Below are 17,355 nucleotides of genomic sequence, written 5' to 3' on the forward strand. Positions count from 1 at the left end.
GGAAATGACTCCATGATTCAACCAAAGCAGTGGCCATGGCTTGGTCTTATTGCCTCACTCTCTCTGCTCACCGGCTGCTTTGACCGTTCGTCATCCACAGCCGAACAACAAAAAGCGCAACAGAGCGAATCATCTCAACGCATCAAGTTGGCCATGTTATTGCCACCTCGTTCCGCGTTGAACCCGCTCAGTGATGACGCATTTAAACTCTCCCGTTGGAGCACGGCAGAAACCTTGGTCAAACTTGACCAGCAAGCCAACCTACTTCCTTCACTGGCGACCAGTTGGGAGCAGTTAAACGCGACCGAATGGCGATTTGAGATCCGTCCTGAGGTCATATTTCACGACAACACCGCCCTCACCTCTCAGGCGGTAGTTAATGCTTTAAATGTGGCGATATCTGCTTCGCCAAAGCCTCGTATTTTGGATGGCGTTGAACTCTCGGTACAGGCTGACGGTGAGCATGCGGTCATCATCCGTACTCAAGTTCGCGATCCGCTATTACCACAACGGTTATCAAGCCCTCAGCTTTCTATATTATCTCTCAATGCTTACGGTGAAAACGGGGTGATCAGCCCGGTTAAAGCAGGAACCGGACCATTTGTCCTTACGGCTCTCCATGGCACTAGCTCTGCCACGTTAGAACGTTTCGATGATTACTGGGGAGAAAAGGCACAAGCACCGGGTATCGATGTCAGCTTTGTACCTGACGGCATGGCAAGAGCGGCGGCACTGCGTACTGGAAGCGCCGATATTGTCGAAGCAATACCCGTTTCTCAGGCACCTCTTGTTGATCAAAACTTAGTGCATGAAGTTCCGATGCCGCGCACCAATACGTTATATCTCAACACTCGTCGCGGAGTGATGAGTGATCCAGCGATGCGTGCCGCTGTGCGCCAAGCACTTAACCGTGAGCAACTTGTCAACAATGTTTATGAACAGCGCGCTGATATCGCCAAAGGTCTGCTTGGGCCAGCAGTCGCTTGGGCTGAACAATGGCGACAACCGGTTAATTACCCTGTGCAAGCAGCGCAGCCAAAAGGGCAAACCATTACTTTAGCCACATTTACCGACCGAACGGAATTACCAGAAGTGGCGGTCTACCTTGCACAGCAACTCACTGATGCTGGCTTTAACGTCAAGCAAGATGTACGCGAGTATTCACAGATAGAATCCGATGCATTAGCCGGCAAGTTTGATGCGTTTATTTTATCACGTGCGACGGTACTCGACTCTGGAGATCCCGTTGCTTATTTATACAGTGATTTTAGCTGCGAAGGTTCATTCAATATCGCACAGCTATGCGACCCCAATATTGATCAAGCATTAAAAGAGGCTGCTCAACTCACTGGTGTTGAACGTCAAAAAGCGATTATCGCTGCCGAAAATGCCATTCTGGCAAGTGATGCGGCAATTCCAATGCTCCATGAACGTGTGATTCAAGGAGAAGCGGCTCATGTTCGTGGGGTGCTGCGTGATCCACGAGAGCGTGAGCTGATTGATAACCACACCTACATCGCCCGCGATGAAGCGCTGTAAAGGTTAAACCACTATGCTTGTCGCTCTGATGAAATCTAAGCAGCGCATAATATCATGGGGCCAAACGAGACCTTACGCTTGGCTTCCGGCATTATCTCGTTTGGTCACGTTGGCCGCGGTGGTATGGTTAGTTGCCATGCTGCCTTGGCTATCGGGACAAGATCCCGCACTGGCCATTTTGCGAGCGCGTTCAGCGGAACAAAATCCAAGTCTCGAAGCGTTGGAAGCGATACGCCAGTCATTAGGGCTCGACCAAGGGCCAATCGCCCTCATGTGGCAGTGGCTAGGTGGCATCATACAAGGTGATGCGGGGATCTCTTGGGTATCGGGGCGCCCCATTCTCCAAGGCATGCTGCAAGCGAGCGGCGTCTCTCTGACTTTGATGAGCTTTGCGCTTGTTGGCGCTTTGCTGATCGCATTTGCGCTGACGTTACCTACATTACGCCGCGGATTACAGGGCCAAGCCTATCGTAGCAGCGGAATGCTTGCGGTCACCTTAACCGCGCTGCCTGAATTTCTGCTTGCCTCTTTGCTGTTGCTGATTGGCGCAGTATGGTTACGCTGGTTTCCGCCCTTTGGTTGGGGGCAGCCAATACAGGTTGTGTTGCCTGCACTGGCATTAGCGATTCCTGCTGGCGGTTATTTGGGACGTCTACTCTCCGATACCGTAGCCCAAGTATTCAGTGAGGCGTGGATTACCACATGGAGCGTTGCTGGCGTCAGTCGTCTTGCTATCGTTCGCGCGGTATTAAAGCGAGCACTGGCAACCACACTGCCTTTAATTGGCTTAGTATTAGTGTCTCTGGTTGGCGGAGCAATTGCGGTAGAAAAAGTGTTTGCGATTCCCGGGCTTGGCCGTGCAACTCTTGGCGCGGCGATTGCCAAAGATGTGCCTAGCTTGCAACTGGGTGTGCTGCTCATTTTGCTGCTGGCCTTTGCGGTAGGGGTTTGCGTCAATATGCTGCGCAGCATGCTCGTTGGCAAGGCTCTGCGTCAAGGTGCGATGCCAACCCCCAAAGAGAGCAGCATCACCACTGGAAAAGTCACGCGCTGGATGGCCATTTTCTGCGCGCTATTTCTTGGTGGTATCGTTGCCTTGGGTTTATTTCGGGACCCGTTTGCCATTGAGTATGCTCGCTTACAAGCCCCTTCGCTCACCCTGCCGTTTGGTGCAGATGCGATGGGTCGTGATTTACTGGCTCGCGTGGCTCACGGCAGCCTACATACTTGCTTTGTCGCATTGTGCGTCGCTGTCGTGTGTTTATTGATTGGCTTTATTATCGGTCAATTTCCACGTTTAATGGCTGGGCCGATTGAAGTTGCTAATGCGCTGCCTCCGGTTCTCACTGGATTGATCATTGCCGCGACTTTGGGCCCTAGTGGATTTGGCGCAGCCTTAGCGGTTGTGATTGTCAGTTGGGCACCGCTGGCGGCCCATGCGGCAAGTTTAATCAGTGATGTCAAAGCGCGTCCTTACATTCAGATGTTGCCGCTGCTCGGTATTAACGCGTTACACGCAAATGTATTTTACGTGTTCCCAGCGGTGTTTCCGTCTCTGCTGAGGCATGCGATGCTACGTATACCAGGCATTGCACTCGCACTGGCGTCGCTGGGTTTTTTAGGGCTTGGCTCACCACCACCTAGCCCAGAGTGGGGGAGAATTCTTGCTGAGGGAATGCCTTATATTGAACGCGGCTATTGGGGCGTGTTGGCACCAGCGCTGTCACTGATTGTCTTATCGGTGTTTGCCGTGAGCGCAGCCAGCCTAAAGCCAACCACCTCACCCTCCTAATAAAACCCCGCGCTATTGACAGCCACGGCGCGGGGCTTTGCTTAATCGATAAGCCTGAATCGATAAACCTGAGTTAAGAAGACTCACCTTGGTAAGGCGTAACAAAGCGCAGCCATAAATAGCCTAGGATGCCCGCGATTAAGGTCGCAAGCATAATCCCAAGCTTGGCGTCCAGAAGCTGCTGCTGACTGTCATCGAAACTCAAAAGCGCAATAAACATCGACATGGTAAAGCCCATTCCAGCGAGGATCGACAAACCAAATATCTCTTTGAAGTTTAGCGAGCTGTTGATTTCACCGACACCGGTTTTGACCGACAACCAAGTTAAGCTGAAGATGCCGAGCGGTTTGCCCACCAGCAGACCAAATACAATCCCCCAGGCAATCGGCGCATGCAGCATATTATTCAGCGCTTGCTGAGTCACTTCCGTTCCGGCATTGAGAAACGCAAAGATTGGCACAATCAATAAACTCACTGGTTTATCAAGCAGGTTTTCCCATATACGCAGTGGCGTACGGGTTAAACTGGCTTTGCGTTGAATTTCTCCAAGAGCTGAATCTTTACTTTCATCACTTAACACTTCGCGATGCTCTTCGTCTGTGGATTGCTGAGGGTCGCTAAGCCGCTGGTAAATCGCACCTGCGGTATTTTTCATGGAGTGCGCTAAATGCCCTGGGTGCATTTTCGGTCTAGCGGGAATCGCCAACGCCGCCAATACCCCGGCAATGGTGGCATGAACCCCAGATTGCAAAATGAAATACCACAGCCCGAGCGCCAAGACCACATACCAAAACGGGCCGCGAATACCAAAACGATTTAATGCCAATAAACCAACGAAGAACCCGGCGGCGATATAGAGCGCATTCCACACAATTTGGTCAGTATAAAACAGCGCAATGACGATCACCGCGCCAATATCATCAACAATAGCAAGGGCGACCAAAAACACTTTTAAACTTGGATTCACTTTGCTGCCAAGTAGCGCCATGATCCCTAACGCAAACGCGGTATCGGTTGCCATCGGCACACCCCAACCACTACTGCCCTCTCCGCCGTAGTTAATCGCGTAGTAAATCAGTGCGGGAAACATCATGCCGCCCACCGCGGCTAAAATCACCGCCGCCGAGTTTTTAATCGAACTCAACTCTCCGGCAATAAATTCACGCTTTACTTCCAGCCCGAGAATGAAAAAGAACAGCACCATCAAGCCATCATTGACCCACTCATGGAGATCCATTTCAAGACGAAAGTCATCAACAAATAAGCCTAGAGTGACTTTTTCAAATTGGTGATAAAACGAGGCGTAGTCTGAGTTAGCAAGAAACAGAGCGATAAATGTTGAAGCGAGAAGAATAATCGCCCCTGTGGTCTGATTATCGACAAACTCGTTAAAAGGTTGTTTTACATAACGGCTAAAAGAGCGCTCAAGAGGAGGGCGAATATCTTGAGATTGAGCGTCAGATTCATGGTCATTCGATTGCGTCATCGCGAGAAGTCCTTAATCTTAATTTGCGGTGCGCCAGCACCGATTTGAATTTACAGCATCACGGTTTACTCATTTATAACTCATTGATTACAAAATCATCCTATCACCAAAATGTGACGCATGACAAAGTTTTGACTCGATTTGACGAAAATTTCACCATAATTAAAATACACAAAAGCCAACCTCAATATTGAGATTGGCTTTTATTGCTTTTAGGTTACGGGTGACCAAAAGCTCTCAAAGCACTACAACGCTTTATGATAAAGCTCAATCACTTGCTCACGAGTCATTGGCGCAGGGTTACCGCCAGCGCAAGGATCGGCCAATGCATCATCCACCCAAGTGAGAATATCTTCTTCACTCACCCCCAATTCAGCAAATCCACGAGGAATTCCCACTCGGCGATTTAAAGCATTGAGTGCATCGATGGCTGCAACACTGGCTTGCTCGCTGTCCATATCGGACGTATCTACCCCCAACGCTTTGGCAACTTGAGCAAATTTCTCGACTCGATATGGGCGATTAAACTCACTGACGATCGGCAGCAAAATGGCATTGCATACCCCGTGAGGTAAGTCTTTGTGCGCGCCGGCGGGATGCGCCATGGCGTGTACCATGCCCAGGCCAGCACTGTTAAACGACAAGCCAGCGATAAACTGACCATACGCCATCATTTCACGCGCGTTAATGTCAGAGCCGTCATCGACCGCGTGTGGCAAACTTTGGGCGATGGTACTGATGGCCTCAAGAGAAATGTAATCCGTCAGCTTATGAGCGCCCACCGAAACGTAGGACTCTAAGGCATGGGTTAACGCATCAATACCGGTTGCTGCAGTGGTCGCGCTCGGAATGCCAAGCATCACACTGGGGTCATTCACTGAAATATCCGGAATAATTTTATCCGAGATGATGACATGCTTAACATGAGTCGCGGTATCGGTGATCACCGCGTTACTGGTGACCTCTGCTGCAGTGCCGGCAGTGGTATTAATCGCATACAGTGGCGCCCCCAGCTTGGAGACTTTTTCTACCCCATTGTAGTTGGCTATCGGCGCTGGATTCGCGGAAAGAATACGAATCGCTTTTGCGGTATCAATCGAGCTGCCGCCTCCAAAACCAATAATGTAGCGAGCGTCACTCTTTTGGTACATCGCCAACGCTTGGTTGACGGTATTGGTATCTGGATTAGGACGAACATCCTTAAACAGCGTGAGTTCGAGTTCACTTTCCATCAGTTTGTTGGCAAATCCGAGTTCAACTAAGGTCGGGTCGCAAATCAACAACCCTTTATCACCGGCATGCTCCGCTGTCAGACGCTCGATCAATGCATCAATCGAACCGACACCAGATAAGTTAATTTTTGGAAACGCTAGTTTAAACACACTCATGTTGTTTACCTCATAGATTAAATTCTTGTTTGAGAATTTCCATGTTCTCTTTGGTGACCCCTTCAGGCTCATAACCTGCTGATGTACACATCAGATACAGCTTGGCCCCTTTGTTAGCCACATCAATAAAATCAAAAGCTTGTAGAACATCAGCGCCGGAGGCCGTTGCGCCATGCTTTTCCCATACCGCCACATCATTGACCAGCAAAGACGCCGTGGTTCCATCGGCCAACTCTTCAGAAGACGGCAAGCAGTAAGGAATCATGCCGACACCGCGTGGCACAAATGCCCGTACCTCGGGCAGCATTTTCCAGCAGGTATACGTGAACAGTTCGCTACTTTTAGAGATATCCGGATGATGAGAGAGTGCAATCAACTCCAGGGGATGGGTGTGAACCACAGATTTATGATCAGAACCTGCTTGACGCTTCGCGACTAATATTTTGATATGACTGATAAATTCTGATGTCGGTGCAAAGTTGTCACTCGCCTTACCCCCCCATAAAATATGGTAACCATTCGCTTGGTCATTAATGCGTAGAATGCAACCAGCGTAATCAGGGTCTCGCAGCTCACGAATACGCTGCCCCGTGCCTTTGACGTAATAAATACGCCCTGCGCTTTCCATGGGTAGTTGTAATGGCAGTGCTTTTTCTGGGCTATTCACCTCACCAACATCGCCGTAAATATCGGTTAAATCCACGGAAATATTACCGCCATTGCGCTCGGCCCACTCACGCAGCCAAAGGTATTGGGACACTTCGCTGACTTTGGCGATTTCGTTTTTTACTGCGTCATTTAACTGAGTCATAACTAAACCTTTTAAAATTCGATAGGGTGAAAACACGTTATCGAGTAAGCAAGAAAGCGCATCAGGAGCCCGCACTCTCTTACTTACTCGACATTCAGGGGAATTAACGTGTTTCGTTGATGGTGGCTTCGTAATCTTTAATGTCTTTCATCCAGTCAAAGCCCACCGGTACTTGGTTTTGCGCGCAGTAGTAATCCCACACCGCAGCCCATGGCAATGAGTGCGCTTCTTCCATCAAACCCAAACGTGTTGTGAAATCAAACTCGGCTTCTGCTGCTTTAAGCTGTGCGGTCGGCTCTAATAGCGCTTTAAGCAGTGCTTTTTGCGCATTACGTGTCCCGATCACCCATGCCGCCACTCGGTTGATCGACGCATCAAAGAAATCCAAACCGATTGAGACACGGTCTTGCAGTTGGTTACGTACGATTTCACGCATGATGGCTTGCGTTTCATCATCAAACGAAACCACATGGTCAGAATCCCAACGAACAGGGCGCGTCACGTGTAGCAGCAAATCTTGAACGTAGAGCGAACAGGCGCTGATTTTGTCACTGATCATCTCTGTGGGATGGAAATGGCCAGCATCCAAACACAGCGCGGTGTTGCGAGTTGACGCGTATGCCAAATAAAACTCGTTGCTGCCCACGGTGTATGCTTCTGCGCCGATGCCAAATAATTTACTTTCAACGGCGTCCTTGTGGTAAGCCGGGTCAATCTTTTCTGCCAACGCGTCATCCAGCGCATCCAATAGACGTTGACGCGGTGCAAGGCGGTCAACAGGCATGTCTTTCATACCATCGGGAATCCAGATATTCATTACTGACGGCGACCCCAATTCACGACCGAAATACTCTGAGACCTTGCGTGAGGCTTTCACATGCTCCACCCAGAACTGACGAACGTCTTCGCTGGGGTGTGAAAGCGTTAAGCCATCATCCGCTTTAGGATGAGAGAAAAGAGTTGGATTAAAATCGAGCCCCAGATCGTGTTGTTTTGCCCACTCAACCCAGCGAGTAAAGTGCTCAGGCTTAATTTGGTCACGCTCGACATGCTCATCACTATCGAGGTAAATGGCATGTAAGTTGACGCGCTTTTTGCCTGGAATCAATGAGAAGGCTTTTTCCATATCCGCGCGCAGTTCGGCAGGCGTGCTTGCGGCACCTGGATAATTACCTGTAGTTTGAATACCGCCGCTTAGCGCCACATCAGGAGATTCAAACCCTCGCACATCATCGCCCTGCCAGCAGTGAATGGAGATCGGCGTGGTTTTTAGTTCGGCTAACGCTTGCTCGGTGTCGACACCGTAACGGGCAAACACTTGTTTGGCGTTTTGATATGCAGTTGTAATGTGTTCGTTGCTCATGTTGGGTACCTATTTTTTGATCTGTTGGTAGCGGGATTTGATTTGGGCTAATCCCTCGACGTTATTGGGTTGGAAATAGTGAACATCAGAAGACGCATCAATGATTTGTCGCGCTTCTTCAAGCGAGGTAATGATGTCCGAGGCAATGAATTGATTTACCACGTTGCCTAGCGCAGAGGCTTCTGTTGGTTCGGTGGAGACCGTGATTTGGCAGACATCCGCGCACAGCTGATTAAGCAGTTTGTCTTGTGTTCCGCCACCGACAATACGCAGTTCACGAATCGGCTTTGCCGTGACTTCACTGAGCTGAGCAAGTACCTCGTCATACGCCAGGGCTAAACTGTCATACACGCAGCGCAGCACTTGAGACAGCGTGTCTGGTGCAGGTTGACCACGTTTGATAAACCACTGCTTGATGGCAGTCGTCATCGAATCAGGGTTAAGAAAGTCGTTGTCATTGGGATTAAGCACAAACTCAAATGGCGTCGCTTGGCGCGCCAGCATGGCAACGTCGCTAAACATCAAAGAAGGATTCTCTGCTTTAATACGCTGAATAAGCCACAAACCCATGATGTTTTTCAGCACGCGATAGCGGCCATCAACGCCACCTTCATTGGTGAGGTTGTATTGATAAGCCAATTCGCTGGTGTAAGGCTGATCGCTTTCCACGCCAACCAAAGACCAAGTGCCCGAACTTAAATACGCCATGTTGTCGCCGGCGATAGGCGTGGCAGCAACAGCAGAAGCTGTATCATGACTGGCGACAGAGCACACAGGAATGTGCACATCCGCAATTTGGTATTGACCAATAATGCGATTTGGCATTCTAGGCTCAAGCAGCCAATCCATTTTTGCTCCGCACGCTTCAACCAATGCCTTATTCCAGGTTTTGGCTTCGCAGTTGAGCATCTGGCTAGTCGATGCATTGGTGTATTCGCAATGCTTTACACCACACAGCTTGTAGTTGAGGTAATCTGGAATAAATAGCAAGGTATCGATATCAGCAAACCATGACGGCTGCTGATCAGCGATGGCTTTAAGTTGATAAAGGGTATTGAACGGCAGAAACTGAATGCCCGTGGTCGCATAAATCTCTTCGCGAGTGAGTTGGCTATCGACCAATAGCTGGTCAAGAACGCCTTGCGTACGTTTATCTCGATAACTGACAAACTCCCCCAAATGCTTGCCAAACTTATCCAGCAGTACGAAATCTACACCCCAAGTATCTATACCCAGCGAGCACACAGGAATATCTGCCGCCAACACCTTATTGATACCCACTTTGATCTCTTCGAGGATCGAGTACAGCGCCCAGCAGGATTCTCCCTCTGTCATCACCTGCTGATTTTGAAATCGATGGAACTCTTGAAGTTCGATCTTTTTATCTTTCAGATAACCGACCATCACGCGCCCACTGGACGCACCTAGGTCTATTGCTATTACCGCTTTCATCGTCAATAACACCTCTTGTTCTTTACAGGTATTAAAGCGTTTTCAGCCAGCAAATAACTTCAAATATCGTCCTTTAAAAACGCAAATGCTGCGTTTTTTTCAAGAAGCTTATGCGGCATTTCAAATTTTTGTGACCCAGCTGAACCTCATACCAATTTGGCACGTTGCAATGCAAAAAGCCCCACCGAAGTGGGGCTTTGACACCAAATAATCGCCATCGTTATGCGAGATAAAACACCGACTCTAACTCCAACGATTGTGGTGAGTTATCAGCGTTCGTCGCCATAATGTCTTGCATAAAGGCCCACCATTCTTGGCAGGCAGGAGTCTCAGCAACCTGCTGCCAGAGAGCCTCATCTTCGATTTCCACATAGCCAAATAGCTGGTGAGTCGCTTGATGGAAAAAGATCGAATAATTGTGCCCACCATGCGCTTTCAGTTCTTTGACTAACTCTGGCCATATTTCGTTATGGCGTTTCTGATATTCTGCTTTACAACCTTGATTCAGTTGCATCACAAAGGCTTTACGAATTAACTCACTCACAAAAAACTCCTTACTACGATTTATCACGCTGGGTGATCCAAGTGGTGGCCGCAATGAAATAAAGGATGGTTGGGTAGATGACAAACGCTTTGAACGAGTCAAATGCCGCTTGATAATCGGCTCCAGCCCCCCACACTTTCATCGCCGATAACACCATCGCCGCTAAACAAGCGAGAGCGATCGCGCCGCTGACTTTCTCAAGTGTCCCTGCGGGTTTATGTACCGGTTGCTGTTGATGTTCCTGTTTCGCTTGTTGTTGATGACGCTGAGCTTCTCGCTCTAGGCTTTGCTCGTACTCGGCTTGTTGTACGCGGTAATCGTCGCCCGCTCCCATCGATTTCGCGAGTAGGATGTACACCACCATGGATAACAGATACGTTGGCACAAATAAGAAGAACAGGTGCAAAATACCCAACTGCTCACAACTCACCGCAAACACCACGCCAATTGCCCATGCCAACAGTGCCGCCTTATTCAAGCTATTACCTTGATACTGAGACCACAGTGGCGTTAAGCCGATTTTTTTAAAGACCCAATGCTCAGACACCACGATTGCGCCAACGGGAGCCAGTAACAGTCCCATATAACCGACAAAGTCTAAAAGACGAGTAAACACAAATGGAAAACACGCAATGATTGCTGTCACGATGCCAACAATGGTGGTGATATACGCTCGAGATTTACTGGGGAAAATACTTTGAATCGCGAGACCGGCGCGGTAAATCGTCGGATTAGAGGTTGTCCAGCCTGCAATGATCACTGCAATAATGCCAGTTGCTCCTAACGCTGCGTAAGCAATGCCGCCCGCATCAAGGTTAGACATAGTGGTTTGCAATAACAGCATCGCACCGGCCCCCATAATTCCGGCACAAATCCATGCGATATAATGGCCAAAGAACATGCCAAAGGCAGAGAAATAACCGTATTTCGGGCTCTTAGCAAAACGCAGCAGAGCCATGTCGCCCAGGGAACCATGCATAGCGAGGTTACAGACCCAAGCGAATGCTGCGATCTGCCAAAATGTCATTGAAGGAGAGCCATCTGGTGTTTGCCCCGTCCAGATATATTGATCCGCCAATGCCGTAAACTGACCAAATCCAGTAAACGCTTCACCGTTGCCAAGGTTACTTAACGCAGGCAAACACACCATGCCACCGGTCACAAATACCACCAGCAACCAAGGTGAGCATACCGTGGCAAATTGCGCACACTTTTTAAATCCAAGCACCGCAATCGCCACCACAATCGCACCCACGGCTAACGCCACCGCAATGAACGCCCCACTGTTTGGGTACCAATGGGTCTGGGCTGGAATATTAAATAGGATTCGTACCGCTGATGCTGAAACCGTGATCATGGCTCCACCCAACGCGCAAAACAGTACCGCGTTGACCACGTTATACACTTTATTGAAACCTGGGCCTGCAATACGTCTCAAATATTCGTACACCGTTAACCGTGATTGGGTCGCAATCGGCGCGGTGATCAGCGCCCACGTCAGCACGGCCATAACGTTGCCGACTAACAGCCCCATTAAAATATCAAAAGTACTGGCGCCCCATGCCACAAAGGCCGCGCCAATCACAAATTCAGTTCCGGCAACGTGCTCACCAGAATAGGTCCCGAGAAAGTGCCTCCATCCTAACAACTTATGCTGCGGCACTCGTTCTTGTTCGTACTCATTGAGCTCAGTCTTACTGTGCTCAGTCGTCGTAGAGGTAATAGTTGTAGACATTATCGTCTCCTTGCTATTCATAAGCTTTTGTTTCAACCGTCATTTTTTCCAGCGGCTTTTTATTGTTGTGACTCATCGCTCTCGCTAAGGTAGGGTGAAGTGAAAACGTGAGTTTTTGCGCTGTTAGCTTACGAAGTTGAGCAATTTAAACCTTGGCGATTTGGCGCTTCTCGAGGCGTAATTCGGTCAGTTTATTAAGGTGGGTGACGCGTTGTTCACACTTTTAACATTCTTAAAATCTAAAGAAAAAAAGTGGGAGACTTTGAAGAGAAAAATCGTCGATATGCTTCTAAAATCGGGTATCTGATGAGGAGGCTGATGTCATGATTTATCTAAAATCGAACGAGTTTTTCATGAATTCTCACAGTTCTGTGACCACGGAACTACGAGCGCCACAAGAACCGTATCCAGAACATGCCCATAACTTTGAAGAGTTGATTATTGTTGCCCACGGCAGCGGGACGCATGTCATGAATGATGTGCCGATGAACATCAGTAAAAACTACGTGTGTTTTGTCGCTCGTCAAGACCGTCACTTATTTGATCACGTCGATAATCTGTTTTTGAGCAATGTATTATTCGAGCGCGATAAACTCCCCTTGAGTGCCGAATTACAAAAGTTCATTCCGCAAAGTGATGATGATCAGCATGGTTGGTTTATCAGTGAAGAAACAGCGCATCGTGCTAACCAAATTATTCAGCGATTGGATGTCGAATCACACATCGACAGTGATGAATCACAGATCATTGCCCAGGCCCTGTTTCAGCAATTGATTGTCGAGTTATGGCGAGGAAAAGTGACCGAAATAGACACCCTTAGCCACGACGATAAAATCTGTTACGCCCTGGCAAAGATTCAGCGTGGTTACTCTCAATTGCATGATATTGATGCGCTTGCCGAGGAAGTTAAACTCTCTCCACGTCAACTGACAAATAGCATCAAAAAATACACCGGCATGAGCTTTAACCAATATCTCCATTACACACGGGCTTGCCGTGCATTATCAGCCATTCTCTATACCGAACAGTCAATTACCGACATCGCGTTTGATGTTGGCTACCAAGATAGCAACTACTTTTCGACCAAGTTTAAACAAGTCTTTCATACCACGCCGCGTGATGCTCGGCTGAGAGGAGAGATGCAGCCAGCGCTGCGTTAGACATAAAAAAGCCAAGCATGATGCTTGGCTTTTAGTTACGAATCAGCGATTACGCTTGGCCACGCCGACGACGCCATAAGCCAACGCTCGCAAGGCTCACAATCAAGCCCAAACCAAATGAACCGACCTCTTCTTCCTCATCTGGGTCGCTATCACTAAAGCGCAGTTCCAACACCGCGGGATCGTGGTCTGATGCTCGGAATTGATCACGGTATTTAGGAAATCCATCCCCCTTGTAATCATCGCTGTAGTCAAACACCGTAGATTCCGCCGCATTGATATGCCAATCCCCTGCATCAACCACAAATGCCTCTAAGCTTGGGCTGATCAACAAGTGATCGAGTGTGCCGACTTCGTCATTGTATGAATAACTCCAACTGTCATCATGGAAGAGCTCAACCGCATTAATGTAGCCGTAGTTTTGGCTGATGACGGCACCTTCGTCACCAAACTGCTCTTGGTCATCGATCGAAGTATTGCGCGCTGCGCGAATCTCTTTGCCATATTTTTCAGCGCTGTAATCGGTAAGCACCAAAATAGGGTCTTCTTTGGCATAGGCGTTCATATCGCCAAGTAGCACCTTGTAACCATCGATATTCGCCAGTGCGTCACCTAACGCCACCGCCCCTGCGACACGGAAGTTCTCACATGAGCCTTGGAAGTCGGGGTCCTCCCCTCCTTGTCCGCCTTCACTTTCCGGCGCGGCATCTTCCCAACAGGTTGAACCTTTGGATTTTAGGTGATTCACCGCCACGGTGATGGTTTGGCTTCCATCAGCCAACGTAAAGCTTGGGGCAAGCGTGTCACGTTGGTAGTTAACGCCATCTTCGATAACATCACCATCGCTATCCACCACGGCGGGCGCATGCTGCTCAGGCATTGCAATCACACGAGATTCACTTAAGCTCACCACGCTACTGCGATAAATCACGCCAACAGAAATCGCATCCGTACCAACAGAGTCCTCCTCGTTGGTCACCCCATCGCCATTTGAGTCAACCGCCACGAATTGATATTGCTTCTCAGGGTCATCAATCACAGCGTTCAATTGCTCAACTAGCTGACGAATCGCTCCGCTGTCACCAAAGCCGTTGTTTTCAATTTCCATCAAGCCGATAATATCAGCATCGAGCGCGGCAATCGCCGCCACGATCTTGGCTTGTTGCACTTCAAACTCTTCGTAACTTTCCGCTCCGCGATTACTACCAAACTGGTTGCTGTCTCCACCAAATGGCGAATTAAAGTAGTTAAGAACATTGAAGCTGGCAATGCGTAAATCGCCGTCATCAGACACAGTCGGCGCCTCTGTGCGCGGTGAGTTATGCACAAAATAACTGCTATCCAATTGATTGGTCACAATCAAACGATACTCATCATAGCTATATGAAATCACACCTTCAGCACCCACCAAGGTATCATCAACACGGATATGATCTTCTGTCGAACCATCTTGATCGGCATCGGTTAACCCGAAATCTGGGTAGTAAGGAATGGTGGCGTTAGACGTTCTTTGGTCGGACTCAACAAACAGGCGACGATCGGCATTATCTGCACTCGCCTGCAACGACTCAGCAGAACCGGCTGCAAAGTGCTGGTTTGGTTGATAGTTCAGCTGACCTTGCGCGACCACCATATTATTGCGGCTGGCGTCATAGTCGTAGCTGAAGGTTCGAGTGACACGCATGTCCAAGCTTTGTGGTAATGAAACCAACATGCCCTCGTAGCGTTCGAGCGTATCGGCAAAGCTTTGATCGCTCTCTATTACCTCGATGGGTTGAGCTTGTGGTGCAGATTGCTGAGACTCAACAACCCACTGATTGTTGCCAACCGACAGTTGAGTCAGGTTGTAGTATTCTTGCACCTGACCTTTCGCGCACACCACATCACCAGGCTCGAGATCGGAGGTGGTTTGCCCGGTGTATACAAACAAGCCTTCAGAAGTCAAAGGGTTGCCGTCATCCGACAAAGCCTGCAGGTAGAAACCACGAGTCAGTCCGGTCGTTACCGCACTCACCACGCCTTCGACAAAATATTCTTCATCCGTAATGTAAACACCATCAGGAATCAAAGGCGACGTAGCGCCTTCACCTTGAATGTCTTGAATCGCGGTAAAGCTTGGCGCACTGCCATCGAGAGTACAGGTAAAGGCTTCCGGTGCTTCCACGTCATCGAGTGAGCCCAAACCATCAATATTATTTTGTGCTAGGCTCGCCCACTGTGAGGCATCAAACACTGGGGTAGGTGTCAACGCATCACGATAGCGGACTAAGGTTTGATTCTCCCCCCAGCTCTCGTCGCTATCGACCACACCCACCACATCAACCAGCTCATCATTAAGGTACAAACCAATGGCATCATTGCCGTTGAAATTGGCTACTGAGTTGTCTTGTAAATCGGTGACGGCCAAAATATCACTATTGGCACCTGAGTGGGCAATGACATACACATCGCCAGCGGAGATCGTAACACTCTCTAACGAAGTGGCAGCTTGCCAAGTGCCACCATTTGACTGACGAGCAATGGAATAACCATTTAGCGTTACGGTTTCGCTGCCAGTATTGGCAATCTCGACTGCTTTATTGTAACTTGAGCCTTCCACATATTGTGAGATAACAATCTCGGCGTGGGCCGACATTGCCATCAGTGAGCCGATGGCCGCAGCCAACACGCTCTTAGTTCGTTTACTTTCCATAAGTCCCTCATCACCTTTTCAGCTTTGTTGTTGTGATTACTGAAAAGGCCTTCCATGTCTCAATGTTGTTATTTGCAACCTAGTGTTGCGCGTACAGTGTTCAAGTTTTTTATGCAAATTCAAACCATTCACTCAACCTATCGAGAGATAAATCTCATACAAAGGACAGATATTTATAGATTGCGCATGATTTCAACAAACAAAGTAAGATAGGAAAAAGACATTAATATTACGTATTGATTTAAATAAACTTTTTTACTAGATATCAAATTTTAGGTATAAAAAAACCTTCGCTATATACGAAGGTTTTTAGAAGTTTATTGATGAAATTAGCAATTAGGCACGAGAAACAAAACCAATCGCTTTAAATACTTGCTCGAGGGTCTTACTTGCTTCTGCAGACGCCTTTTCTGCGCCGGCTTTCATTACTGAATCGAGGTAGGCGCGGTCATCACGAATACGTCGATATTCCGCTTGTACCGGCTCAAGCATGGCGACCAAAGCCTCACCCACATCTTTCTTAAACGGACCGTACATTTCAACGCCTTGATACTTAGCTTCAATCTCAGCAAAGCTCATATTGGTCGCTGCAGCGTACAAACCCATCAAGTTCGAAATGCCCGCTTTGTTTTCAATATCGTGAGCAATACGTGGCGGAGTTTCAGTATCGGTTTGTGCTTTATTGATTTTCTTGAGGATCGATTTCGGATCTTCAAGCAACGTAATCACGTTCTTACGGTTATCATCCGATTTCGACATTTTCTTGGTCGCATCTTGTAAGCTCATGACACGCGCATTCACTTGAGGAATGTAAGGCTCAGGCACGGTAAAAATAGGCTGCTCTGGGCTATAAATATTATTAAAGCGTGTTGCAATATCGCGAGCCAATTCAAGATGTTGCTTCTGATCACTTCCCACCGGTACTTGGTTGGCTTGATACAGTAAAATATCGGCCGCCATCAATACAGGGTAATCAAATAAACCGACATTCACATCATTCGCATAACGGGCAGATTTATCTTTAAACTGGGTCATGCGATTGAGTTCACCCATTTGGGTATAACAGTTAAGAAGCCAACCTAGTTGAGCATGCTCTGGGACGTGTGACTGAACAAATAGCGTGCTCTTTTTAGGATCAACACCAACCGCAAGACAGATCGCCAGCGCATCTAATGTTGCTTCATGCAGCGCTTGCGGATCTTGGCGAACCGTAATTGCGTGCAGGTCAACAACGCAGTAGTGGCAGTCGTAGTCATCTTGCATTTGTTGCCATTGACGTAGAGCACCCAAGTAGTTACCAATACTTAGTTCACCAGAGGGTTGAACACCACTCAATACGATGGGTTTGCTCATGAGAATGATTCCTTTGACTTCTTAATAGTTAAATGAAAAC

At 48.5% G+C, this 17,355-nt stretch carries 12 protein-coding genes; 3 read left to right on the forward strand and 9 right to left on the reverse strand.

The window, feature by feature from the left end; translation table 11 throughout:
• Nucleotides 1-12: 12 nt before the first annotated feature.
• Both M1D72_RS20540 and M1D72_RS20545 read left to right on the forward strand, forming a co-directional pair.
• A complete protein-coding gene (locus M1D72_RS20540) occupies nucleotides 13-1,539 on the forward strand; it encodes an ABC transporter substrate-binding protein (RefSeq protein ID WP_456296354.1) in 1,527 nt (508 codons plus the stop codon).
• A 13-nt stretch (nucleotides 1,540-1,552) separates the two neighbouring features.
• Nucleotides 1,553-3,331, forward strand: a complete 1,779-nt coding sequence (locus M1D72_RS20545) for an ABC transporter permease subunit (RefSeq protein WP_456296355.1) — start codon at nucleotides 1,553-1,555, stop codon at nucleotides 3,329-3,331.
• 73 nt (nucleotides 3,332-3,404) lie between these two features.
• On the opposite strand, the gene nhaA is transcribed toward M1D72_RS20545, so the two are convergent.
• The 7 genes from nhaA to M1D72_RS20580 form a co-directional block, all read right to left on the reverse strand.
• Nucleotides 3,405-4,817 carry a Na+/H+ antiporter NhaA gene (gene nhaA / locus M1D72_RS20550; RefSeq protein ID WP_390194598.1) on the reverse strand — a complete coding sequence of 471 codons (1,413 nt, stop codon included), beginning with the start codon at nucleotides 4,815-4,817 and terminating at the stop codon, nucleotides 3,405-3,407.
• Nucleotides 4,818-5,062: 245 nt separating this feature from the next.
• The gene (locus M1D72_RS20555) at nucleotides 5,063-6,205 is read right to left on the reverse strand and encodes an iron-containing alcohol dehydrogenase (RefSeq protein WP_456296356.1); all 1,143 of its coding nucleotides are present in this window, start codon (nucleotides 6,203-6,205) and stop codon (nucleotides 5,063-5,065) included.
• Nucleotides 6,206-6,215: 10 nt separating this feature from the next.
• Nucleotides 6,216-7,016 carry a rhamnulose-1-phosphate aldolase gene (gene rhaD / locus M1D72_RS20560; RefSeq protein WP_456296357.1) on the reverse strand — a complete coding sequence of 267 codons (801 nt, stop codon included), beginning with the start codon at nucleotides 7,014-7,016 and terminating at the stop codon, nucleotides 6,216-6,218.
• Nucleotides 7,017-7,119: 103 nt separating this feature from the next.
• Entirely contained in the window at nucleotides 7,120-8,379 is a 1,260-nt protein-coding gene (locus tag M1D72_RS20565) for an L-rhamnose isomerase (protein WP_456296358.1), read from the reverse strand.
• A 9-nt stretch (nucleotides 8,380-8,388) separates the two neighbouring features.
• Nucleotides 8,389-9,831: a rhamnulokinase gene (gene rhaB, locus M1D72_RS20570; protein ID WP_456296359.1), complete on the reverse strand. Its 1,443-nt coding sequence runs from the start codon at nucleotides 9,829-9,831 to the stop codon at nucleotides 8,389-8,391.
• Nucleotides 9,832-10,051: 220 nt separating this feature from the next.
• Nucleotides 10,052-10,375 (reverse strand): L-rhamnose mutarotase, encoded by a 324-nt coding sequence (gene rhaM / locus M1D72_RS20575; RefSeq protein ID WP_390194593.1) that lies wholly within the window; start codon nucleotides 10,373-10,375, stop codon nucleotides 10,052-10,054.
• Nucleotides 10,376-10,388: 13 nt separating this feature from the next.
• Nucleotides 10,389-12,110, reverse strand: a complete 1,722-nt coding sequence (locus M1D72_RS20580; RefSeq protein ID WP_456296360.1) for a purine-cytosine permease family protein — start codon at nucleotides 12,108-12,110, stop codon at nucleotides 10,389-10,391.
• A 353-nt stretch (nucleotides 12,111-12,463) separates the two neighbouring features.
• Here M1D72_RS20580 and M1D72_RS20585 point away from each other — a divergent pair, with 353 nt between their 5' ends.
• On the forward strand, nucleotides 12,464-13,270 hold the full coding sequence (locus M1D72_RS20585) for a helix-turn-helix domain-containing protein (protein ID WP_456296361.1): 807 nt from the start codon (nucleotides 12,464-12,466) through the stop codon (nucleotides 13,268-13,270).
• A 49-nt stretch (nucleotides 13,271-13,319) separates the two neighbouring features.
• Here the strand turns inward: M1D72_RS20585 and M1D72_RS20590 are convergent, their stop codons facing one another.
• On the reverse strand, nucleotides 13,320-15,962 hold the full coding sequence (locus M1D72_RS20590; RefSeq protein WP_456296362.1) for an ExeM/NucH family extracellular endonuclease: 2,643 nt from the start codon (nucleotides 15,960-15,962) through the stop codon (nucleotides 13,320-13,322).
• Between the two features lie 336 nt (nucleotides 15,963-16,298).
• Nucleotides 16,299-17,315: a tryptophan--tRNA ligase gene (trpS, locus tag M1D72_RS20595; protein ID WP_456296363.1), complete on the reverse strand. Its 1,017-nt coding sequence runs from the start codon at nucleotides 17,313-17,315 to the stop codon at nucleotides 16,299-16,301.
• Between the last annotated feature and the right edge of the window lie 40 nt (nucleotides 17,316-17,355).

The sequence above is a fragment of the Vibrio sp. AK197 genome (genome assembly GCF_053903115.1).